Here is a 22,139-nt window from a genome sequence, read left to right as displayed (position 1 = left end):
ACACTTCAACAGATCGAGCGAAGTCGGGCAATCACCCGATAGCTTAAAGAATCTATGATTTAGGTATTCTGAATTATCGCCAAATCTGCGCCAAGATCACCCAGCCGCTCCGCCGCTTTCGGCAAAATGCGCTGACTGATACAACTTCGCAAATCGCGCGCAATCATCGTTGGCAACTCGCCCAAAGCCCCTGCTCTGGCATGCAACTCCAACTGCCGTGAAAACCTTGGGGTATCCAAAGGGTGCGGCGTCACCAATTCTTGCGCAAGAGGCGTTCCCAGATAGGCGAGCGCCGTGGTAATCGCCCAACCGTTCAATTCTGCGGTCATCGCAAACAAGGCTTGGTTCGTGGAAAACGCAAATCCTCGCGCTGGCGCTTGGCCGGATCGGCGCAGATGCGCTTCGATTTGCCGTCCAATCGGCAAGTTGGGTTCATATCGGATCATCGGAGCCGAGCCATCGCCGGGCTCCGTGCCAATTGCAGCGACACGAATAAACGGATCGCGCAGGATCGGGTGGCGCTCAACCCAATCCACTTTTGCCACGGTATCTACCGCGAGCGTCATATCTACCGAGCGCGAACTTAATGCGTCGTGGTTTTCATGGCTCGCGCCGCTGATGAGAGAAAGGGACGCCTTTGGAAACCGCTTGGACAGATTTAGGAGCCAAGGCGCTGTTACCGTAGCATCAAGTTCCTCCAAAGATGCGATGCGCAGAGAAAGCGGTGGCGTTTGATCTGCGAGCGCCAAACGCACTTTAGCGGCACCCACATCATCAAGAAGCGCTTTTGCAGGCTCCAAAAACAGGTTTCCAGCGCGTGTTAGGCGAAACTGGCGGGCTGAACGTTCGATCAAACGCGCCCCTAATGCGGCCTCTAACGATGCGAGTTGCTGGGATACCGATGATGGGCTGGTCCCAAGCACATGCGCCGCGCGGGTGACTGAGCTGGCTTCGACTGCGGCGACAAAATTCTGTACCGCGCGGAAGGTAAACGGGGGATCATCTTGGTTCATAACCAAATCTATAATTCAGTTTTTCTTCAAGTCATTGCATTTTCTTGCTTTGCTCCCGCGCGCGATAGACGGTGCTTTGCATGACAAACACATCCAAACGTGCAGGCGGTCGCCGCGCACGCATCGCCCAGCGCGCCGCGCCTCCCAAAGTAAATCCCGCACCTGCTGGGCAAATCGGCGGACAATACCGCCCGCTTAGCGAAACCGATCTTCAAAGTATCTATGCCACCGCCCTTAAACTACTGGCCGAGCTAGGTATGGGCGAGGTGCCAACGCGGCTTTGGGAAGATCTGTTGAATGCCGGGGCAAGCGATCTGGGAAACGGCCGCATCGGGCTTCCACGCGCTTTGGTAGAAGATTGCATCGCCAAAGCGGCCCAGACCTTTACGCTTCACGGTCGAGATCCAGACCGCTCGATCGAAGTCGGCGGCGACAAGGTCTATTTCGGCACAGGCGGCGCTGCGGTGAACACGCTTGATTTGCACAGCGGGCTTTACCGCCCTTCAACCCTCGCGGATTTACATAACTTTACGCGGCTGCAAGACACGCTTGATAATGTCGCTTGGTTTACGCGCTGCTGCATTGCGACGGATGTGGCTGCCCCTTTTGATCTGGACGTAAACACCGCTTATGCGCTTTTGAAAAACACCAGCAAGCCAGTCGCCACAGCCTTTACGCTGGCCGAGCATGTCGATCCAATCGTTGAAATGCTGGACATCGCGGCGGGCGGTGAAGGCGCATTTTCCAAGCGACCGTTCATAAAAACCCATATCAGCCCTGTAATTTCACCAATGCGCTTTGGCGAAGATGCCGTTGATGTGGTGTACAAATGCATCGAACATAACATCCCGATGTCATGCATCACCGCGGCCCAAGCTGGTGCAACAGCGCCTGCGACCCTTGCGGGTTTTTTGGCACAATCGCTTGCTGAAACCTTGGCCAGCCTTGTGATGGTGAATGTGATCTCTGCTGGATTTCCGATGATCTTTTCTAACTGGCCGTTGGTGATAGACCTACGCAGCGGTGCTTTCGCAGGCGGGGGTGGAGAAACCACAGTCCTTAACGCCGCCTCTGCCCAATTGTCCAACTGGCTTGGTTTGCCCTCAGGTATTGCGGCGTCGATGACGGATGCAAAAGCGATTGATGCGCAATATGGCGTTGAAAAAGGCATGACCTCGCTTGCGGCAGCGCTCGCAGGTGGCAATCTGATCTATGAAAGCTCTGGCATGACTGCCGCGCTTTTGGGGGCGAGTTTCGAAGCCTTCATTCTGGATGACGACATGCACGCAATGACCTATCGGGCGCTGCGCGGCATTGAAGTCAGTGAAGAGAACTTAGGCTTTAGCGCGATCTGCGACGCGATCCTTGGCGATGGCCATTTTCTCGGCTCAAGCCAGACCCACGCGGCGATGGAGCGTGACTATCACTACCCCAAACTGGCAGATCGTGAACAACCGCGCACTTGGGAAGAAAACGGAGCCTTAGACGCATGGACGCGTGCCAATGCGCGCGCTAAGGCGGTGCTCGCTGAGCATCATCCGAATTACCTAAGCGCGGCGCAAGATCGAGAAATACGCGCGAAATTCAAAACGCTAGTTTAGCCACTTTCCCGGGGCCAGCAGATTTGTGTCCTGCATGACTTCAATCAGGTTCAAACCACCGCGCGCGCGCGCCTCCGCGAGGGCCGTTTTGAAACCATCCAAGTCTTCGACCCTCACAGAAACAGCACCAAAAGAACGCGCGAAATCGCAAAAGTCTGGATTAATCATGTCGGTTCCAGACACCCGCCCCGGAAATTCGCGCTCTTGATGAACACGAATTGTTCCATACCGCGCGTTATTGACGACGATAACGGTAAGTCGAAGGTTGTGTTGCATGGCCGTCGCAAGTTCTTGGCTGTTCATCATAAAACACCCATCCCCTGCAACCGCATAGGCTTCGCGATCAGGGGCGACGACTGCGGCTGCGACCGCCGCGGGAAGACCATAGCCCATTGACCCAGACGTCGGAGCAAGCTGCGATCCTTTTGAGCGATACCGATAGAAACGGTTGAGCCAGCCTGCATAGTTCCCCGCCCCATTGCACATAATCGCATCATCTGGCAGCGCTTCTGCAAGATGGGCAAACATTGGCGCAAGTGGATCGTCTGGAACCGATGACGGTGAGGCATAATCTTCAAACTCTGCCCGTAGCGCTTTTGTACGTGCGGCGTGCCGATCTCGGTCAATTGCGTCCCAAGTCGCTAGGTCTTCGCAAAAGCTATCCATATCCGCGGCAAGACCCAACACTGGCTCATAGACGCGGCCAAGCTCGTTAGGGTCAGGGTAGACATGCACCAAAGGAACATGGGCCACAGGTGGTTTCAGCCAATTGTATCCTTGCGTCGTCATTTCCCCCAATCGAGGCCCTATGGCGATCAGCAAATCACAATCATCCAGAGCTTCTTTCAGATATGGCGTAGGCGCGACACTGAAATGGCCGACAAAATTGGGATGATTGTTGTTCATCAGGCTTTGCACACGCAAAGAAACAGTGATCGGCAGTCCTTGTACCTCTGCAAATTTTTCAAGCGCGGCGATGCCCGTTTCACTCCAACCGCCGCCTCCAGCCATAATCAAGGGCCGCTTGGCCCCTGAAAGACGCGCGCGCAGTTCATCCATTTGCGACGCGGAAGGTAGAAAGCGTGGAGGGCTCGCAACGCTCGGCGCAGGTGGCAAAACAATATCTTCGTAGAGCATATCTTCGGGAAGCGCCAAAACCACCGGACCGGGGCGGCCTGACATAGCTGTGCGGTAAGCGCGCGTCACAAACTCCTGAATGCGAGACGGATCGTCGATTTCTGCAACCCACTTGGCGACTTGGCCAAACATGCGGCGATAATCTAGTTCCTGAAACGCCTCGCGTTCTGTCATGTCACGGGCCACCTGACCAATGAACATGATCATAGGTGTGCTATCTTGAAACGCGATGTGAAGCCCTGCGCTGGCATTGGTCGCACCGGGACCACGTGTGACCATGCAAATCCCGGGGCGTCCCGTCAATTTGCCGTGAGCATCGGCCGCCATCGCGGCACCGCCCTCTTGACGGCATGTGATGAAAGAAATGTCCGCCTCGCGCCCATGAAGCGCATCCAAAACAGGCAAATAGCTTTCTCCGGGCACACCAAAAACATGGGTGCTGCCTTGCGCGACAAGTAGGTCAACCAAGTGATCGGCGGCGCGGCGCGTTTGAGGGGATGTGCTCATCTCAGCTCCATTTCAAATCGAAGACTCATGCGGGCGATAAAGCCCTTTGGCAAACTTTGCGCAGACTTTTTGAACAAGTAAATAGAGCGGATGCGCTATTCCCTAACGATGGACGTAACGGTATGGATACGGCGCGCTTTGCCGTTGCTTTGTGTTTTGAAAAGAAAGTCTGTCTGATGATTGCCAGTTTGATAATGTACGAACGCGCCGAGCTACAAAGCGCCCACGCGAGATATTGGCAATTGATCCACAGGCACCTTGAAAACGCTGGAATTTCCAGCCCCAAAACTCTTTCGCAGAGCGCAGATGCCACGGCGGTATGGCTGCATCCGGAACTTGCGCTTAGCCAAACCTGCGGGATGCCCTATCGCAATGATCTGCGAGAAAAAGTAACGCTCGTCGGCACCCCTGACTTTGATCTTGCCAATTGCCCGGCGGGTTATTACCGCAGCGCTTTTGTTGTTCGCGCTGAAGATCCCAGAAAAACGATTTCTGACTTCGAAAGTGCGCGTTTCGCATACAATCAATTAGGCTCTCAATCCGGTTACGCTGCTGCGTTTCAACACACCAAACCGCGCGGGTTCTGGTTTAACGAACGACTAGAAACCAAGGGACATTTGCTGTCCGCGCAAGCGGTCGCGCAGGGACGCGCTGATATTGCGGCACTTGATGGCGTCACTTGGCGCAACCTTGTGAAATACGATGATTTTGCACGTGACTTGCGGGTTCTGGAATGGACCGCGCCGACACCCGGCCTGCCGTATATCACGTCTCAAAAAAACGATGCGGATGCGGTGTTCGGCGCTGTAAAGGCAGCCATCGCCGAATTGAGCGCGGAAGATTCAGCGCTCCTTGGCATTAAGGATATCGTGCGCATTCCCAAGGAAGACTACTTTAGCGTGCCCAATCCTGATTGAAGTCACGCGACCTTAAATCGCAAGATATCCGATTCCACAAAATGCGATAACACAGCCAACCCACTGCAACGCGCGCATCTTTTCACCAAGAAAGAGCCACGCAAGTACAATGGTCAGCAATCCAAACGTGGAGGCCGCAACAGAGGCATATTGTGCGTCCGGCAGATGGCCTGCTGTATTGATGCTTAACAACGCAATGCCGTCAGCAACCCCCATCAACGCAAGGATCGCCAGCGCGCCTTTGCCCGGCCATAGGGGTAACTTCAAGGCGAGCATCCCGATCAGAAGCAATGCAATCGCAACCAACCGTGTGACCAACGTAACAGGAAGCTCACCCGCCTGGGCGCTGGCCATTTGCCCGAGTGCAAAAGTTCCTGCAAATCCGATGGATGCAATCGTTGCAAAGATGATCGTAAGGCCCTTTGGCATCGTTGGCCCGTCGCTTTCGTCTGACAGTGCTGCCACAACAGAAACGCCAACGACAATGGCGGCGACCGCGCTTAGTTGCCAAAAAGAGATGTGCGATCCATTCAGCGCGGCCCATCCCACTGACAGGACTGGGAAGCTTGCAATGATAGGCGCAACCAGACGTACTGGCCCCCGTTGAAACGCCGCATATAGTCCGAGGCTCGCAATCAAAAAGAACACGCCAGACAACGCTGACAGGCCGAGCGCATGAGAAGGCAGTGCTAACTCGCTTTTTTGTGCACCCATAACAATGAGATGAAACAGGGTGCCTGAGACCAGTACCGTTAAAAGAGACGCCATAAGTGGCGTTTTCTGGCTGATAAAACGAACGCAGACGTCGTGAAATCCCCACATAAGCGCTGCCAAAAGGCCTAGGGTCAAAGCGCTCATCTGCAAAGACGCTTTTCGCGAGTGCCTGCAAACGGGTAAATCCTGATCGCAATATGTTGTAACATCATGGCCTGCTCCGATTTTGTTTGCCGACTCTCATTTTTTCAGATTATTCTCACGGTTAAACAAATTTTCCACAGATGCAAATCTGTGTGTATTGGGAGATTACAATGCTTGATGACTATCCCCAGGTTAGGCCCGGCCCGCCAAAGCCGAGCATCATCATCGAACCCAAGGTATTCTCTCTGCCCCCCGGCAGCGAACGCTATGTTGTTGAAGGCGCGGGCGCAATCCTTGTTCCGATCCACATCGGCGACAAAATCGCGATTACAAATGATGAAGGCGGACAACCCTGCGAAGTGGTTGCCGCAGGCAAAGATGGACGCATTTCGCCTGAGATATTGAGCCAATCCAGCAGTGACATTGCGAATGGCCTGCAAGCCCTGCTCACAAGCGATGATCGCTCGCTTCGCGGGCTGCGAATGGGGCTAGATGCGCGTGGGATTGATCTGGGCCAAGCTGGCGCGATCACCCTTTTTGGTGCCACAACACCAGCAGGCACAAGCGAGAACTTCACAGCCAGCGCGGATGGCTGCGTGATCATCGCGGCCCCTGGTGGACCGATGGATATCGAAACGCAAAACACCGCAACGCCGCTAACGGTGCTGATCACACGCGCTAAAATCAAACAGCATGTGCGCTTCGAAGTGCCTACGCCGCTTGCTGATCCGGTTGCCGATATTCGTGTTCACTCGCAAACGGCACAGGCCTATTTTGTAAAGGCAGGAGACTACATCCAGATCCTTGATGTGGATGGGCGTCAGTGCACTGATTTTGAGTGCTTTTCTGCGCGCAAGCTCGACAAAGGGATCGAGCACGCACTTGACGTTACAACGACGCGCACCTTGATGGGGCATGCCTACCCCATGCCCGGATTGCATGCCAAATACTACGATCAGGAAATGGTGCCTTTGGTTGAAGTCGTCCAAGACACTTGCGGGCGCCATGACGCCTTTGCTCTGGCGTGCTCTGCAAAATATTACGACGACATCGGCTACCCGGGCCATGTGAATTGCTCGGACAATTTCAACCAGGCTTTGTCCGAATTCAACGTCACTGGCCGCCCTGGCTGGATGGCAATTAACTTCTTTTTCAACACGGGCCTTGATGATCACGGCGTTATGTACGCGGACGAGCCGTGGTCGCGCCCCGGTGATTACGTTCTATTGCGCGCGCTGACAGATATTGTCTGCGTGAGCTCTGCGTGTCCTGATGACACCACAGCCGCGAACGGCTGGAATCCCACAGATATTCATGTGCGCACATACTCTGGCAAAGAGACGTTTCAGCGTTCTGTCGCGTATCGCCCAACCCCTGATGCGGAATATAAGATGACTAAACAAACCGGCTTTCACGATCAATTCGCCAAGCTCACGCGCAATTTCATCGAATACAACGGCTACTGGCTCGCCAATTGTTACGCTGCGGCTGGCCCCATCGAAGAATACCACGCATGCCGCGAAAAATGCGTCATTCTCGATCTGTCCCCGCTTCGTAAATTCGAAATCACCGGCCCCGACGCAGAAGCACTTTGCCAATACGTCTTTACCCGCAACATGAAGACCCTTGCCGTTGGTGCCGTCGTCTACACAGCTATGTGCTATGAACATGGGGGCATGATTGACGACGGGACTGTGTTCCGCCTTGGCAAAGACAATTTCCGCTGGATCGGCGGCAATGACTACGGCGGAGAATGGTTGCGCGAGCAGGCTGAGAAACTCAATTTGAAAGTCATGGTGCGCTCATCAACGGACCAACTGCACAACGTTGCTGTGCAAGGGCCGGAATCGCGTGACCTTTTGAAGAAACTTGTCTGGACCGCACCGCATAACCCGGAGTTCGAACAGCTTGAGTGGTTCCGCTTTACGCCTGCACGATTGAACAATGAAAGCGGCACGCCATTTGTTATCTCCCGCACTGGTTATACGGGGGAACTGGGTTATGAAGTCATGTGCCATCCCAAGGATTGCGCCGAAATCTGGCAGGCCATCTGGGATGCAGGCCAAGATCACGGCATCAAACCTATGGGCCTCGAAGCGTTAGATATGGTGCGCATAGAGGCGGGCCTCATCTTCGCCGATTATGATTTTTCTGATCAAACGGACCCGTTTGAGGCGGGAATTGGATTCACCGTGCCGCTTAAGTCGAAAACTGATGACTTTATCGGACGTGACGCTCTTATACGGCGCAAAGAGAACCCGATGCGCAAATTGGTCGGGCTAGAAATCGATAGCAATGTTGATGTGGAACACGGCGATTGCATCCACGTTGGACGGGCGCAAATTGGCGAAGTGACCTCTTCTATGCGCTCGCCACTTCTAGGCAAAAACATCGCTCTGGCTCGCGTAGATGTGGCCCATGCCGCCCCCGGAACGCAGCTCGAAATAGGCAAACTAGACGGTCATCAGAAACGACTGCCTGCAATTATCGGCAATGCCACGGCGGCCTATGATCCAAAGAAAACCCGTCCGCGCTCTTAGTGCTTTTTCTGGGGCGTTGATTTAGATCAATGCTCCTCGGCCACCTCTGTAAGAAGCTCGCTCTATGAGTATGTTAGAAGATATTGGCGGCGAAGATCGCCTGCGTGATTTGGTCGAGCATTTCTACGATCTTGTGGAAACGCTGCCCGAGGGGTCCAACCTGCGTCGCCTTCATGCGCGCGGTCATGGCCTTGGGCATGCGCGGGTTGAGCAGTTCAACTTCCTGAGCGGCTTTATGGGTGGGCGGCACTACTACAAAGAAAAACACGGCCATATGGACGTAAAACTGATGCATGCCCATATTCCTGTGCGTCAGGAGGATGCCGACAATTGGGTGATCTGCATGAGCCAAGCTTTGTCCGATGAAGGGCATACTGGTCCTAACGCAGATCGCTTGAATCTCGTGTTTCGCCGCGTGGCTGATCTATTGGTCAATGACGTTCCCGATTGGGAAGACGTCGGAACGCGCAGTTAGGTTAGTTCTTTTCGCTTTCTGACCAAACCGGCCCAGTTTCAAACTCATCCCGCCAAACCACATATGCAAGGACAGGATGGTCGTGACTGGTCAATGCATGCGGAGCATTTGAAGGATGAAACGCCGCCTGCCCTGTTGTGAGGGTCTCTGAAGGCCGCCCGTCCAAATGAAACTCCGCTTCGCCCGCAACTACCACATAGATTTCATCGGCCGGATGATGATGCCACGGATAGTGCAAATGCGGTGGCTGAAAGACGAGGAAGCTGCGCATCTTCGCACTGGCATATGGCGCGTCTCGACCGATGATTTCATAACAACCGAAACGCTCCATAAAGTCCGCTGCAATATTGGTGTCCTTGTAGGTTTCGCGCCAAAGCATATCCGGACTCAACGCAATCAATGCGTCGCGCAGTTCGGGATAGTTAGAGGGCTGCAAACCAACCTGATTTTGAAAAATATCCGCTGCGGGAATATGATAGGGTATTAACTCTTGCCGCTTTACATCGTCTGGAAATGGGCAGAACGCGGCCAATTCCGCATGGTTTTGATGCAGCAGCCTCAAGTGGTGTAAGGTCATTTCTAAAGGACTTTTCTGGATCATCGCAAAGCTCCGCTCATCGCTAATGCCTTAGCTTCTGGCGCTACCCTGCAAGAAACATGTCAATCAGCGTCCTATCGAGGTCGCGAATGATCCGCACCGCAAAGAAAATGGGGGCCGAAGCCCCCATCCATTCGTTTAGTTCTGCAAGTAAACTTCCAGACTATCATCCAGTGCATCTTTCCAAGGAGTATGATGGATCGGAGCCATCGTCCCTGTGATCACCGACTTATAGGCATTGTTGCGGAAGGTCATAATGTCCTTCTTCTTATGGCCCTTCCATTCTTTGAACGCTTTGCAGGCACCTTCAACGTCAAAGCTTGGATAGTCGGTGTCCGCAACCAATTCCTTGATGTAGTCGCCCTGATACCAAATCGCATCGTAGTCATCTGCGCCCGCATCTTCACGCGCAACGCGATCTGCAACATCGGCTTCCATCGCGGCCCTGTCTGGCATCGCAATACGATCCATAATCACATCGCGCACATACCATGCTTGGGCATCAAACATATTAAACGTGAACCATTGATCCTGCATTCCAAGATAGAACAGATCGGGTTCAGGCACATATGAGACACCTTTATAGAGATCGGCAGCGGCCAAGCGGTTCGCAGTCTTCAAACGCAGCGAATCTGGCAGATATGGGAAGTGGTGCTTGTAACCTGTGCAAAGGATCACGGCGTCCACCTCCATCGTGGTGCCATCCTTGAAATGCGCGGTGTTGCCATCGACTTTGGTCAACAACGGAACTTCTTTCCAGTTGTCTGGCCAGTCATAGCCCATCGCGGCAGTGCGGTGGCTCACGGTGATGCTCTTTGCGCCATATTTCCAAAGCTGCGAGCCAATATCTTCTGCAGAATAGGACGTTCCGACGATCAACACATCTTTGTCGACAAATTCCATCGCATCGCGGAAATCATGGGCATGCAGCACACGACCCTTGAAGCTATCAAAACCTTCAAATTGTGGCACGTTCGGTGTGCTGAAGTGGCCAGAGGCAACGATCACATGATCAAAGCTTTCGGTATATGTGCGATCGTTGGGCAGGTCACAAACAGTTACGTCAAATCCGGTCTCCGTCTTTTCAACCCAGCGCACAGCCGTTTCGAAACGGATCTGATCGCGCACCCCTGCTTTTTTCACACGGCCTTCGATGTAATCGAATAGAACCGCGCGCGGGGGATATGAGGCAATTTGCTTGCCAAAATGTTCTTCAAACGAATAATCCGCGAACTCGAGACCCTCTTTGGGACCATTGGACCAAAGATAGCGATACATTGATCCATGCACAGGCTCGCCATATTGATCTAGGCCCGTGCGCCATGTGTAATTCCAAAGTCCGCCCCAATTGGATTGCTTTTCAAAGCAAACGACCTCAGGCACGTCTGCGCCTTTTTCTTTGGCCGATTGAAAGGCGCGTAGCTGTGCAAGGCCCGATGGACCGGCTCCGATAATAGCAACTCGTTTGGTCATGCTAATCTCCATATATTCAGAAAAATGATGCGTAAGGTGCGTGGTTTCCACGCACCCACCGACTTAAATATCGAGCGTGTTTTCACGCTCCCAATCAGAGAAGTAAGACACGAAGGAATTCCATTCCTGCATCTTCATCTTGAGATAAGAGCGCGAGAACTCTTCGCCCATCGCGGCCTTAAGCCCCTTGTCTTTGTCATACTCGCGCAGCGCATCCAGCATATTCAAAGGCAGCTTTGGCGCGCCGCGTACTTTGTGGCCCTCTGCGTACATATCAATGTCATGACGCTTGCCCGGATCAGCCTTCGTGCGCACGCCCGATAGGCCAGCGGCGATTATCACCGCTTGCAAAAGATAGGGGTTTGCCGCGCCATCTGGAAGGCGAAGCTCAAAACGGCCCGGGCCAGGAACACGCACCATGTGCGTTCGGTTGTTCCCCGTCCACGTCACCGTGTTGGGGGCCCAAGTGGCACCAGACATCGTACGCGGCGCGTTGATGCGTTTGTAGCTGTTCACCGTCGGATTGGTAATCGCCGCAAGCGCGCTCGCGTGTTTCATGATACCGCCAAGGAAATTGCGGCCCTGCTCAGACAGGCCAAGCTCTGCCGTTTGACTGCTATCATTCGCCTCCATGGCAAACACATTTTTTGTAGAGGCCTCGCCGGGTGCGTCCCACACAGAAACATGCGCGTGACAACCGTTACCCGTAAGGCCCTCGATCGGTTTTGGCATGAACGTGGCGCGATACCCGTGCTTTTCCGCGACGCATTTTGTCATGAACTTGAAGAAACTGTGCTTGTCCGCAGTCGCCAGCGCATCATCGAAATCCCAGTTCATTTCCCACTGGCCGTTCGCGTCCTCATGGTCATTCTGGTAAGGGTTCCAGCCCATTTCCAGCATGTGATCTGAAATCTCGCGGATCACATCAAGGCGGCGCATGAAGGCTTGCTGATCATAGCAAGGCTTGGCGGCGGTATCAAAGCCGTCGCTAATTTGATCACCCTCTGGCGTGAGCAAAAAGAACTCCGCTTCGATGCCAGTTTTTACGTGCATGCCCTCCTCAGCGGCTTCTGCAATCAGCCGGCGCAGAACATTGCGCGGAGCTTGCTCAACTGGCTGGTCTTCCATGACGCAATCCGCAGGCACCCATGCAATCTCTTTGTTCCACGGCAAGATGATGACCGCCTCCGGGTCTGGCACGGCGAGCATATCAGGATGCGCTGGCGTCAGATCCAGCCACGTTGCAAAGCCTGCAAAGCCCGCTCCATCCTCTTGCATATCCGCGATTGCGCGCGCTGGAACCAGCTTGGCGCGCTGTCCACCGAACAGATCGGTGAAGGAAATCATGAAATATTTAACGCCGTTGTCTTCGGCGAATTTTGCCAGATCAGTTGTCATTGTCTTTCCCTGTCGTCTTTAAATCATTGAAAAAGGCGCGTGCCACCGATGGGCCGCGCCTTTGTTAAACTTTAGAACCCTGAACCGGTTTTGCCCGGATACCAATCTGTGCCAGCCAAAGGCACGCGCGCCATCGCGGCGGCTTCCATTGTCAGGGCGACCAAGTCCTCTGGCTCTAGATTGTGCAGATGGTTCTTGCCACAGGCCCGCGCGATTGTTTGTGCTTCTAGCGTCATCACTTTGAGGTAGTTGCGCAAACGGCGACCACCTTCAACGGGATCAAATCGTTTCATCAATTCGGGGTCTTGCGTCGTAATGCCCGCGGGGTCTTTGCCCTCGTGCCAGTCATCATAAGCACCTGTTGTGGTGCCCAGCGCATTGTATTCCGCTTCCCACTTCGGGTCATTGTCTCCCAACGCTATAAGCGCAGCGGTTCCAATTGCGACCGCGTCAGCGCCCAGCGCCATCGCTTTCGCCACATCCGCGCCAGAGCGAATGCCACCAGACAGGATCAATTGAACTTTGCGGTGCATCCCAAGGTCTTGCAGTGCTTGAACAGCGGGGCGAATGATTGCGAGCGTCGGTTGACCCACATGCTCGATAAACACATCTTGTGTCGCCGCTGTTCCGCCTTGCATGCCATCCAGAACAATCGCATCTGCGCCCGCCTTTACCGCCAAAGTCACGTCGTAGTAGGGACGCGCACCAGCGACCTTCACGTAGATCGGCACTTTCCAACCTGTGATTTCGCGCAGCTCCAAAATCTTGATTTCAAGATCATCTGGACCCGTCCAATCGGGATGACGGCAGGCAGAGCGCTGATCAATCCCCTTGGGAAGATTGCGCATCTCCGCAACACGATCTGAAATCTTCTGGCCCAGCAACATGCCACCGCCGCCGGGTTTAGCACCTTGGCCAACCACAATTTCAATTGCATCCGCCTTGCGCAGATCATTGGGGTTCATGCCATACCGCGAAGGCAGGTATTGATAGACCAGCTTGTTCGAGTGGCCACGCTCTTCGGGGGTCATACCCCCATCGCCTGTGGTCGTTGACGTACCAGCCAGCGATGCGCCGCGCCCCAGAGCTTCCTTTGCAGGGCCCGAAAGGGCGCCAAAGGACATGCCCGCAATGGTGACAGGAATATCAAGCTCGATCGGATTAGAGGCATGCAATCCGCCAATTGTCACCGAAGTCTCACATTTCTCACGATACCCCTCTAACGGATAACGCGAAATCGACGCGCCCATGAACAGCAGGTCATCAAACGAAGGAACCTTGCGCTTTGCGCCGCCCCCGCGAATATCGTAAATACCCGTGGCCGCTGCTCGACGAATGTCAGAGTTTACGTCGTTACTAAACGTCGCTGACTGTCGCGCAGACGTGTGCGGGATACCATTTTCATCATGTGTCTTCATCATCGTTTGGTATCCTTAATAAGCCGCAGCATTATCGACGTCGAAATTATAGAGATTGCGGGCAGAGCCGTAGCGCGTGAACTCTTCCGCTTTGGCGTCAACGCCCGCTTCGTCCAGAAGGCCCTGCAAAAGCGTCAGATGCTCTTCACGCATTTCTTTCTTTTCACAATCTGCCCCAAGACTCTTGACCGAGCCGCGCACGAAAAACCGTGCTTCATAACAGCTATCCCCAAGCGCGTCGCCAGCGTCACCGCAAACAACCAAGTTACCAGACTGACCCATGAACGCGGACATGTGTCCAATGTTGCCCTGAACAACGATGTTCACGCCTTTCATTGAAATGCCGCAACGCGACGCAGCATTTCCTTTGACGACGATCAGGCCGCCATGTCCCGTCGCGCCAAGATACTGGCTCGCATCGCCTTCGATCACGATCTTGCCCGACATGATGTTTTCGCCAGTGCCGGGGCCGGCAGAACCGAGGATATTGATCGTCGCTTGCTGGTTCATACCGCCACAATAATAGCCGGTAGAGCCTTCTACATTGACTTCAATCGGAGCATCTAAACCGCAAGCGATCGCATGCGAGCCTTTGGCGTTCTTAATTGTCCAAGATGTTTGGTTTGTGTCGTCCGCTTGGGCATGAAGTGCAGCATTTACGCCGCGCAGGCCCAGCTCTTGTAGGTCAACTGTCTGCATTTATGCTGCTTTCTCTGTGCTTGTCGGGGCCGAGGTGTGGCTCCAGAAATAGACGGTAGCTGGTTCCGGCTCCCAAACGCGGGCGTCTTCGATACCAGGCAGATCGACCAATGCGCGGTACTCGGACCCGAAGGCAACGTATTGATCAGTTTCAGCCATCACCGCTGGCTTGCAGGCAATCGGGTCACGCAAAACGCCAAAGCCGTCCTTGGTTCCGACAAGAAACGTAAAGAACCCATCCAAATCATCAATCGCACTTTCGAGCGCCTCACCAAGGCTTGCCCCTTCGCGCATTTTCCACGTGAGGTAGGCAGCGCCGACCTCAGTGTCATTCTCTGTTTCGATGTGAATCCCTTCGCGGCGTAGTTTGCGGCGCAGCGAGTTGTGATTGGAAAGCGATCCATTGTGAACCAAGCACTGATCATCGCCAGTATTGAACGGATGGGCACCCATTGTCGTAACCGCTGATTCTGTCGCCATCCGCGTGTGACCGATTCCATGTGTCCCCGACATGGAGGTCACGTTGAAACGTTCTGCCACATTTTTAGGCAAACCGACTTCTTTATAGATTTCTAAAGTATCCCCGCGGCTCATAACGCGAACCTTTGGGCGCAGGTCCAGAAGTGCTGCGCGCGCGTCCTCAAAGCGTCCCTTCGGGATTGAAAGAACGGCATGCGTGCTCACCACCGACATTCCAACCGCGCAACCAAGCGCATCGCCAAGCGCATTTTCAAGCCCTGCAAAGTCCAGCTCCGGAGTGTCAGATTGCACCGTAATTTTCGTGTTACCGCTTGTTTCATCACCATAAATCGCGATTCCAGCACTATCCGGTCCGCGATCAGTCATCGTGATCAACATTGACGTGAGCATCGCGCCAAGTTCGGGCTCCAGACTTTTGTCTTTTAGGAAAAGTCCAACAATTCCGCACATATCAAAATCCTTGAAAAGTTATTCGCCAACTCAGCGGCGTTCGAATCTGACGCTAGCACCAAAAAAATGAGCACTCAACTGTTAGGAAACTTTTTTTCTTTTTAGGCAAAAATCATTAGGAAATGTTTAAGACTCATGTTTGTCTGCGACCCAGCGTCAGGCAGTTACGACCTGACCATCACAAGAAATGACAAAACACGGGAGTACTAACGTGGAAGAACAAATTGCTGCGCTCGTTGCCAAAGTGGCAGAGCTGGAAGCAGCAGGGGCTGGTGCGAAAGTCACCAACACCATGTTTGCTGAGACCTTCTATTATCTAACCATTCCGCTGATGATTATCATTCACGCGGGTTTCCTCGCTTATGAAATGGGCGCATCGCGCCTTAAGAACGTTCTAAGCTCTGGCGTTAAGAACATTCTCGCCTTCGCCTTTATGATCCCGACCTTCTATTTCTTCGGATGGTGGGTCTATTGGGGTTTCCCAACGGGTCTGACGTTCTCGGAAGGGCCAGCGGGCATTTCCGGTGCGGCCTATGCGAATTCCATTGCTCTGGGTTGGGGCGATGCGGCGCAATACATGGGGCCAAACATTGCTGACCAAGCCTCTGGCGTGTTCTTTGGCGCCTTCGCTTTGTTCGCGGCAACAACAGCATCCATCATGTCAGGCGCGGTCATCGAGCGCATTCAAACCGTCGGCTTTATCATCCTTGCAATCGTGCTTGGTTCTTTCGCGTGGGTCGTTGCGGCGGCGTGGGGCTGGCACGCAGATGGCTGGTTGGTCACAAAGTTCGGCGTACATGACTTTGGCGCAGCGGGACTTGTTCACGCGGTGGCTGGTTTCTTTGCACTCGGTGTATTGATCAACCTTGGGCCACGGATTGGTAAGTTCAACGCTGACGGTTCTGCAAACCACATCCCCGGTCACAACATGCCGCTGACTGTCACGGGCCTGATGCTGATTATCGTCGGTTTCTGGGGCTTCTTGATGGCCTGCGTGATCGTTCCGGGCGAAGCATGGAGCTGGTTCGGTGACAAACCATCAACGATCTATGGAACGCCAATCACGCTTTCTGCGCTTTCGTTTAACATCCTTATGGCTGTTGCGGGAGGTATCATCGGTGCATGGCTCTTCACACGTGATCCGTTCTGGATGATGTCTGGCGCGCTTGCTGGTATTATCTCGGTCGCGTCTGGTCTGGATATCTACTTCCCTGCACATGCGTTCTTGATCGCGTTCTCCGCTGGTCTCATCTTGAAACCTTGCGCAGATTGGCTCGAAAAGCGCGGCATCGACGATGCGGTTGGTGCGGTCACAGTTCACGGCACGATTGGCCTTTATGGCGTTGTCATGTTGGGTGTTTGGGCGTCTGGCTATCCTGCCCTTCAAGGCGCGGCTGGAGAAGCTCCGACGATCAACCTTGTTGGCCAGATCATTGGCGCTGTGGTCTTCTTCCTGCTTGGCTTCGTTCCCGGCTACATCGTGTCCTACATTCTCAAAATGTTCGGCATGTTGCGTATCCGTGAAGGCGCTGAACTGGCAGGAATGGATCTCGTGAAAGTTCCTGCCGCTGGCTATCCTGAGTGGGGCTCTGATGCACCAGTCACGCCTGCTGAATAATCAACTCATAGTCTAAGGAGAAACTCATGTTTCCATATTCTGAAGCCAGTTGGGACGTTGTTGATGGCGCGATGTTCATCGGCTGGGGCACTGCCCTGCCCGGCATCACAACACTGCTCGCAATCATTGTCTGCATTGCAGTTCTGGTGATCGGGCAGCGTTCCGAGACAGCAAAAGCAAAACAGTACGACAAGTAAATCTGCTGGATTTTCTATCGAAAGGGGGCCAAATGCGGCCCCCTTTCACATTTTATTGCCTGACAGGAAAAAAAGTTGAACACGAATGTTGCTTTTTGAAGAGCAGTCAGGCTGAATACTCACAACAAGACTCAACAACACACAGGGGGAATCTGATGGCCATTCTTTGGAGACATTCAGCACTTGCGCAGCGCCATGCTGAAATCGGCGGCGAATTGGAAGACTGGAACGGCATGGGAACCGCTTGGTTCTATGATCATACGCCGGAACGCGCCAAAGCCGATTACGAAGCCATCCGCACCAAAGCGGGCCTGATGGATGTGTCTGGTTTGAAAAAGGTTCATGTCAGCGGCCCAGATGCGGCCTATGTCATTGACCGCGCAACCACCCGTAACGTGGAAAAAATTGCGCCGGGTCGTTCGACCTATGCCTCAATGCTGAACGCTGAGGGCAAATTCATCGATGACTGCATTATCTACCATATTGCTGTGAATTCGTGGATGGTCGTTCACGGCACTGGAACAGGCATGGAGCAGCTGACAACCGTTGCAGCCGGCAAGAATTGCTCGGTCATTTTTGATGATGATTTGCACGATATGTCTTTGCAAGGCCCTGTCGCGGTTGACCTGCTGGCAAAAGAAATTCCAAGCATCCGCGATCTTTCATATTTCGGCATTATCAACACGCGCCTCTTTGGCCGTGATGTTATGATCTCGCGCACGGGATACACGGGCGAGCGTGGCTATGAGATTTTCTGCGCCCGTAAAGATGCGGTTCACCTATGGGACAGCATCCTTGCGTCGGGCAAGGACATGGGCGTGCGCCCGACACAGTTCTCGACGCTCGATATGTTGCGCATCGAGAGCTATTTGCTGTTCTATCCCGGCGATAACTCTGAAACCTTCCCGTTCGATGATGAACCATGCGGTGACACGCTATGGGAGCTTGGCCTCGACTTTACAGTGTCCCCTGACAAAGAAGGCTTTATCGGGTCTGAAAACCACTATGCGGCCAAAGGCAAAGAGCGTTTCAAGATCTACGGCGTTAAGCTGGCTGGCGATGCTATGGATCAAATGGAAATGTTTGCCCGCGTGATGCAAGACGGCAAAGACGTTGGCGTCATCACCTATGGTCTGTCCTCAGAACTGAATGGCTATTCCGTCGCAATCGCGCGCTTGGCCCCAGATGCGGCAAAAGCCGGAACTAAGCTAACCGTCGTGCAGCCTGATGGCACCGAGTTGGACGCAACGGCAGAGGAAATGCCATTCTACGACGTCGACAAGTCTATCCGCACCGCAAAGGGGTGATAGTTTGAAATCGGGGCGCGCACCCATTCGTTGCGCCCCTTTTACCGTGCCGCAGGAAGATCCATGTCAAAATTTGAATTCCCCCCCTCAATCCGTAGCCGCCCTGTATGGGGTACTTTAGAGCCGCGCGCTGGAAAGCATCATTTGATGATTGTCGATGCAAGTGGCGCTGAAGCTATTTTGGATATCGCGACGCCTGAACTTATGGCCAGCGCGCACCTTACCTATATCAGCAAAGGCACAGATTACGGTATTGCGTTACGCGCGCTAGAGCCTGCGCAATTTTATGAAGGGCCAACCTTTGCCGCTGCAGAACAACGGATCGAACGTGTTTTGCAGGACGCCAAGATGGGCACACAGGTCTACCTTGCTGGCACCGAAAGCCTAATGGGCCAAGCGATGCGTGCCTGCACCGATGCCGGGATTCCGCATACAGCAATTCAGACAGAGCATCGCGGAAGCACTGCGCGGCGGATGCAATGTGTTCACTGCAAAGGCATCACCGAAGATGTGGCGATTGATCCCTTCGTGTGTTCACATTGCGGGTTGAACCTTTTTGTCCGCGATCACTATTCGCGTCGCCTCGCTGCTTATCAAGGGGTGTGTATAGATGCGGAAGATCCAGGAAATGTGCCAGAAGCCAAAGGAATTTACGAATGAGCGGCGCAGAGAAAATCGACGTCACCGTCACTGAAATCGTACCCGTCAACGAGCTGGTGACGCGGTTCAAGTTTGAACGCAGCGACGGCGGGCTCCTCCCCACCTTCTCTGGCGGCGCACATACGGTTGTTGAGATGGAAGATGGCGATATCACCCGCCTTAACCCTTATTCTCTTATGTCCGATCCAATGGATCAAAGTGCTTACACCATTTCGGTGCGGCGCGACGACGAGGGACGTGGCGGATCGCTCCATATGCACAACAAGGTCTCCGTCGGGGACAAGATGGTTATCAGCTATCCTGTAAACCTCTTTTCCCTCGATTTGCGCGCCAAAAAGCACCTGTTTCTTGCAGGCGGCATTGGCATCACCCCCTTTCTTAGCCAGATCAAACAGATGGAACGTTTGGGCGGCGCGTGGGAGCTACATTATGCCTGCCGCAACGAAGCGCTTGGCTCATATGTAGACGAGCTCACATCGAAACACCCCTATGAGGCGCATGTCTATTTCGACGACGAAAAACAAGCGATTGCGCTGGAATCGCTTCTCGACGGGCAACCTATTGGAACACATATTTATGTGTGCGGCCCGAAAGGCATGATTGAATGGGTGCGCTCGACGGCTGAAAATCTCGGCTGGCCACGCGAAACCGTCCACTATGAAGAATTCCTTGCCCCCCAACCGGGCAAGCCGTTTGAAGTCAAACTCGCCGTGTCGAACAAAGTGATCCAAGTGGGCAAAGACGAAAGCCTGCTTGAAGCGATGGAACGCAATAACGTTGACGCGCCCTATCTGTGTCGGGGCGGTGCGTGCGGCCAGTGCGAAACCCGTGTCATCGACTATGCGGGCAACTTCATTCACCGCGATCATTGGCTCGACGACGACGAACTCGCCTCGGGCGAAAAAATCATGCCCTGCGTCAGCCGATTTGAAGGCAAGACTCTCGTTCTTGACCGCTAGGAGACGAAAATGACCATTCAATTCAACGACGAAACGTTTCGCGACGATTATTCATTCCACAACTCCGAATGGGCAATCAAACGCTTTCCTTTTCCATTCCATGAAGACAGCTACATGTATTCGGTCAATATGGAGCAACATCGCGGCGGACCTGAAGGGTCGGTTTTTGAAAAGCGCTTTGACGTAGATGAACATTATGTCGCCGAGATGCGCGATCGTGCGATGGTGCTCGATGATGATCCGCTGCGGTGCCAGTCTTTGCCGCATATGACGCTTGCGGGTTGGGATTTGCTGGAATTGATCATGGTTAGCAAATCGGAAGATTATCCCGACTTGTTCGAGTTGCACCGCGACGGCGATCAATGGCGTTGGATCAACAAGCCTATGGGCATCGATGATACGTTCACCTTCCTTGATGAAGCCACGCTTCCGTATGGGCCGATGGAATACATCACGCGCCAAGCGCAGGGTGATTTTGCTGTGCTGGATCAGCGCGACGACAATCTCTGGATGGATGCGGGCATGGTCACGACGCAAGCCGATTGGTCGCTCGATTTCGACATCGGCATGAACTTTTTTGAGTGGCATGCCCCTGTTCCCCTCGCCCATGAAAAAGGCATCTTTGTTCGCGCATTGAAGTTCCTGCTGAATATTCAGCAAGGCGCGCCAGCGCGGCGTTTGAACTGGACAATGACGGTCAATCCGCTGCTGGATACATCGCCAGAGAACTACCACAAATGGGGCATCCAAAAGACAACGCTCACGCCCGACAATATCGGATCGAAACAACACCTGCGCGTTGAGCTACAGACGTTCTTTCGCCTGCCCCGCTCCAATGCATTGGTCTTTCCGATCCGCTGCTACCTGTGCAGTTTCCAAGATCTCATGACGATGCCCAAATGGGGCCGCCGATTGCATCGTGTCATTCGCGATTTGCCCGATGAACTCGCGACGTACAAAGGCTTTATCGACAACCGCCCAATGATGCTGGAATATCTGTCAAAATTCGATGACGGGTTGCCGACAAGTGACGGCATCTGGCCCGATTTTGAGACCGAGCCGGCACTGAAATCGTAACACTCTAGGGCGCGTAACTCTACGCGTCCTACGCCCCCGACAACGATTGCGGGTAGCTGATGATCGACAGATAACGCGCAGGCAGTTCAACCAAGACTTCTGGTCCATGCGGCGCATCTGCATCAAAGAAGAGTGTATCCCCCGGCACAAGCGGATAGACCTCATCGCCATGGCGATAATCAACCTTACCTTCCAGCATATAGATGGTTTCGATGCCGCCATGCTGGAACATGGGAAAGGTATCAGATTTCTCTGACAGGGTGATCAAATAGGGCTCAACAATGACCCCGCTCGAATTCGCGCCGATGTGACCAAGCAAATTATATTGATGCCCAGCGCGCGTCCCTTCGCGTTCTAATTCAACGCCTTCGCCTGCTTTGGTATGCACCGCGGAACGTTGTTCTTCAAAACGGCGAAAAAAGCTGGTCAACGGAACGGAAAGCGCATTCGCCAACGTCTGTAGCGTATTGAGCGAAGGCGAGGTGTTCCCGTTCTCGATCTTTGAGAGCATCCCTATTGATAGGCCCGTCATAATCGCGAGTTCGGCAACTGTGATTTCTTTTTGCTTACGAAACGCGCGCACTTCGCGGCCAATCGCGACCTCAAGCACCTTCTCCCGTTCACCCGAACTGATACGATGCGGATTTTGGCTAAGCTTCAGGGCCGTTTCAGGCAATATCTTTTCTACATCCATAAGCGCACCCCATAGAGTTAAACGGCCCAATAAAACAAGGGTTTCTCGCACAATATCCTACGA

20 protein-coding genes are annotated in these 22,139 nt (G+C 53.7%); 10 read left to right on the top strand and 10 right to left on the bottom strand.

The features are described 5' to 3' along the window. Positions 1–59 precede the first annotated feature (59 nt). Positions 60–1,013, bottom strand: coding sequence for a LysR family transcriptional regulator (locus ACRBCU_RS02130; protein ID WP_431363703.1), 954 nt, complete (start codon positions 1,011–1,013; stop codon positions 60–62). An 80-nt stretch (positions 1,014–1,093) separates the two neighbouring features. Here ACRBCU_RS02130 and ACRBCU_RS02125 point away from each other — a divergent pair, with 80 nt between their 5' ends. Then, positions 1,094–2,614 carry a trimethylamine methyltransferase family protein gene (locus ACRBCU_RS02125; protein ID WP_431363702.1) on the top strand — a complete coding sequence of 507 codons (1,521 nt, stop codon included), beginning with the start codon at positions 1,094–1,096 and terminating at the stop codon, positions 2,612–2,614. Here ACRBCU_RS02125 and ACRBCU_RS02120 read toward each other — a convergent pair. Then, entirely contained in the window at positions 2,606–4,258 is a 1,653-nt protein-coding gene (locus ACRBCU_RS02120) for a thiamine pyrophosphate-dependent enzyme (RefSeq protein ID WP_431363701.1), read from the bottom strand. The two genes, ACRBCU_RS02125 and ACRBCU_RS02120, sit on opposite strands and share 9 nt — an antisense overlap. Positions 4,259–4,380: 122 nt before the next feature. On the opposite strand from ACRBCU_RS02120, the gene ACRBCU_RS02115 reads away from it, so the two are divergent. Further along, positions 4,381–5,175, top strand: coding sequence for a phosphate/phosphite/phosphonate ABC transporter substrate-binding protein (locus tag ACRBCU_RS02115; RefSeq protein WP_431363700.1), 795 nt, complete (start codon positions 4,381–4,383; stop codon positions 5,173–5,175). Positions 5,176–5,187: 12 nt separating this feature from the next. Here ACRBCU_RS02115 and ACRBCU_RS02110 read toward each other — a convergent pair whose 3' ends face one another. Continuing rightward, positions 5,188–6,033, bottom strand: coding sequence for an EamA family transporter (locus tag ACRBCU_RS02110; RefSeq protein WP_431363699.1), 846 nt, complete (start codon positions 6,031–6,033; stop codon positions 5,188–5,190). 170 nt (positions 6,034–6,203) lie between these two features. Here ACRBCU_RS02110 and ACRBCU_RS02105 point away from each other — a divergent pair, with 170 nt between their 5' ends. Further along, complete coding sequence (locus ACRBCU_RS02105; protein ID WP_431363698.1) at positions 6,204–8,573, top strand: DUF1989 domain-containing protein; 2,370 nt, start codon at positions 6,204–6,206, stop codon at positions 8,571–8,573. Between the two features lie 64 nt (positions 8,574–8,637). Further along, positions 8,638–9,048 (top strand): group II truncated hemoglobin, encoded by a 411-nt coding sequence (locus tag ACRBCU_RS02100; protein ID WP_431363697.1) that lies wholly within the window; start codon positions 8,638–8,640, stop codon positions 9,046–9,048. A gap of 1 nt (position 9,049) precedes the next feature. Here ACRBCU_RS02100 and ACRBCU_RS02095 read toward each other — a convergent pair whose 3' ends face one another. From ACRBCU_RS02095 to ACRBCU_RS02070, 6 genes are all read right to left on the bottom strand, one after another. Next, a complete protein-coding gene (locus ACRBCU_RS02095) occupies positions 9,050–9,649 on the bottom strand; it encodes a dimethylsulfonioproprionate lyase family protein (protein WP_431363696.1) in 600 nt (199 codons plus the stop codon). A gap of 135 nt (positions 9,650–9,784) precedes the next feature. Then, a complete protein-coding gene (locus ACRBCU_RS02090; RefSeq protein ID WP_431363695.1) occupies positions 9,785–11,119 on the bottom strand; it encodes a flavin-containing monooxygenase in 1,335 nt (444 codons plus the stop codon). 63 nt (positions 11,120–11,182) lie between these two features. After that, positions 11,183–12,517 (bottom strand): type III glutamate--ammonia ligase, encoded by a 1,335-nt coding sequence (gene glnT / locus ACRBCU_RS02085; protein ID WP_431363694.1) that lies wholly within the window; start codon positions 12,515–12,517, stop codon positions 11,183–11,185. Between the two features lie 71 nt (positions 12,518–12,588). Continuing rightward, complete coding sequence (locus ACRBCU_RS02080) at positions 12,589–13,935, bottom strand: FMN-binding glutamate synthase family protein (protein WP_431363723.1); 1,347 nt, start codon at positions 13,933–13,935, stop codon at positions 12,589–12,591. A gap of 15 nt (positions 13,936–13,950) precedes the next feature. Next, positions 13,951–14,634, bottom strand: coding sequence for a protein GlxC (locus tag ACRBCU_RS02075; RefSeq protein ID WP_431363693.1), 684 nt, complete (start codon positions 14,632–14,634; stop codon positions 13,951–13,953). Continuing rightward, a complete protein-coding gene (locus ACRBCU_RS02070; protein ID WP_431363692.1) occupies positions 14,635–15,564 on the bottom strand; it encodes a class II glutamine amidotransferase in 930 nt (309 codons plus the stop codon). 211 nt (positions 15,565–15,775) lie between these two features. Between ACRBCU_RS02070 and ACRBCU_RS02065 the strand changes: the two genes are divergently transcribed. From ACRBCU_RS02065 to ACRBCU_RS02040, 6 genes are all read left to right on the top strand, one after another. Continuing rightward, entirely contained in the window at positions 15,776–17,182 is a 1,407-nt protein-coding gene (locus ACRBCU_RS02065; RefSeq protein WP_431363691.1) for an ammonium transporter, read from the top strand. 26 nt (positions 17,183–17,208) lie between these two features. Next, complete coding sequence (locus ACRBCU_RS02060; protein ID WP_431363690.1) at positions 17,209–17,379, top strand: hypothetical protein; 171 nt, start codon at positions 17,209–17,211, stop codon at positions 17,377–17,379. A 155-nt stretch (positions 17,380–17,534) separates the two neighbouring features. Next, a complete protein-coding gene (locus tag ACRBCU_RS02055; RefSeq protein WP_431363689.1) occupies positions 17,535–18,686 on the top strand; it encodes an aminomethyltransferase family protein in 1,152 nt (383 codons plus the stop codon). Between the two features lie 63 nt (positions 18,687–18,749). Next, a complete protein-coding gene (locus ACRBCU_RS02050; protein ID WP_431363688.1) occupies positions 18,750–19,346 on the top strand; it encodes a dimethylamine monooxygenase subunit DmmA family protein in 597 nt (198 codons plus the stop codon). Then, positions 19,343–20,305, top strand: a complete 963-nt coding sequence (locus ACRBCU_RS02045) for a PDR/VanB family oxidoreductase (protein WP_431363687.1) — start codon at positions 19,343–19,345, stop codon at positions 20,303–20,305. The genes ACRBCU_RS02050 and ACRBCU_RS02045 overlap by 4 nt, the downstream gene beginning before the upstream one ends. 9 nt (positions 20,306–20,314) lie before the next feature. Then, entirely contained in the window at positions 20,315–21,382 is a 1,068-nt protein-coding gene (locus ACRBCU_RS02040) for a heme-dependent oxidative N-demethylase family protein (RefSeq protein WP_431363686.1), read from the top strand. A 28-nt stretch (positions 21,383–21,410) separates the two neighbouring features. Here the strand turns inward: ACRBCU_RS02040 and ACRBCU_RS02035 are convergent, their stop codons facing one another. After that, entirely contained in the window at positions 21,411–22,076 is a 666-nt protein-coding gene (locus ACRBCU_RS02035) for a helix-turn-helix domain-containing protein (protein ID WP_431363685.1), read from the bottom strand. Positions 22,077–22,139 lie beyond the last annotated feature (63 nt).

The organism is Planktotalea sp., from assembly GCF_050633725.1.
Lineage (GTDB): Bacteria > Pseudomonadota > Alphaproteobacteria > Rhodobacterales > Rhodobacteraceae > Planktotalea.
The sequence above is the reverse complement of the archived record's forward strand: the minus strand, read 5'-3'. Positions and strand labels throughout refer to the sequence as shown.

What these genes read in the sequence shown, in the direction of transcription:
- ACRBCU_RS02130 (WP_431363703.1), bottom strand. Translation starts at nt 1,013, where the DNA reads ATGAACCAAGATGATCCCCCGTTTACCTTCCGCGCGGTACAGAATTTT.
- ACRBCU_RS02125 (WP_431363702.1), top strand. Translation starts at nt 1,094, where the DNA reads ATGACAAACACATCCAAACGTGCAGGCGGTCGCCGCGCACGCATCGCC.
- ACRBCU_RS02120 (WP_431363701.1), bottom strand. Translation starts at nt 4,258, where the DNA reads ATGAGCACATCCCCTCAAACGCGCCGCGCCGCCGATCACTTGGTTGAC.
- ACRBCU_RS02115 (WP_431363700.1), top strand. Translation starts at nt 4,381, where the DNA reads ATGGATACGGCGCGCTTTGCCGTTGCTTTGTGTTTTGAAAAGAAAGTC.
- ACRBCU_RS02110 (WP_431363699.1), bottom strand. Translation starts at nt 6,033, where the DNA reads ATGAGCGCTTTGACCCTAGGCCTTTTGGCAGCGCTTATGTGGGGATTT.
- ACRBCU_RS02105 (WP_431363698.1), top strand. Translation starts at nt 6,204, where the DNA reads ATGCTTGATGACTATCCCCAGGTTAGGCCCGGCCCGCCAAAGCCGAGC.
- ACRBCU_RS02100 (WP_431363697.1), top strand. Translation starts at nt 8,638, where the DNA reads ATGAGTATGTTAGAAGATATTGGCGGCGAAGATCGCCTGCGTGATTTG.
- ACRBCU_RS02095 (WP_431363696.1), bottom strand. Translation starts at nt 9,649, where the DNA reads ATGATCCAGAAAAGTCCTTTAGAAATGACCTTACACCACTTGAGGCTG.
- ACRBCU_RS02090 (WP_431363695.1), bottom strand. Translation starts at nt 11,119, where the DNA reads ATGACCAAACGAGTTGCTATTATCGGAGCCGGTCCATCGGGCCTTGCA.
- glnT (WP_431363694.1), bottom strand. Translation starts at nt 12,517, where the DNA reads ATGACAACTGATCTGGCAAAATTCGCCGAAGACAACGGCGTTAAATAT.
- ACRBCU_RS02080 (WP_431363723.1), bottom strand. Translation starts at nt 13,935, where the DNA reads ATGAAGACACATGATGAAAATGGTATCCCGCACACGTCTGCGCGACAG.
- ACRBCU_RS02075 (WP_431363693.1), bottom strand. Translation starts at nt 14,634, where the DNA reads ATGCAGACAGTTGACCTACAAGAGCTGGGCCTGCGCGGCGTAAATGCT.
- ACRBCU_RS02070 (WP_431363692.1), bottom strand. Translation starts at nt 15,564, where the DNA reads ATGTGCGGAATTGTTGGACTTTTCCTAAAAGACAAAAGTCTGGAGCCC.
- ACRBCU_RS02060 (WP_431363690.1), top strand. Translation starts at nt 17,209, where the DNA reads ATGTTTCCATATTCTGAAGCCAGTTGGGACGTTGTTGATGGCGCGATG.
- ACRBCU_RS02055 (WP_431363689.1), top strand. Translation starts at nt 17,535, where the DNA reads ATGGCCATTCTTTGGAGACATTCAGCACTTGCGCAGCGCCATGCTGAA.
- ACRBCU_RS02050 (WP_431363688.1), top strand. Translation starts at nt 18,750, where the DNA reads ATGTCAAAATTTGAATTCCCCCCCTCAATCCGTAGCCGCCCTGTATGG.
- ACRBCU_RS02045 (WP_431363687.1), top strand. Translation starts at nt 19,343, where the DNA reads ATGAGCGGCGCAGAGAAAATCGACGTCACCGTCACTGAAATCGTACCC.
- ACRBCU_RS02040 (WP_431363686.1), top strand. Translation starts at nt 20,315, where the DNA reads ATGACCATTCAATTCAACGACGAAACGTTTCGCGACGATTATTCATTC.
- ACRBCU_RS02035 (WP_431363685.1), bottom strand. Translation starts at nt 22,076, where the DNA reads ATGGATGTAGAAAAGATATTGCCTGAAACGGCCCTGAAGCTTAGCCAA.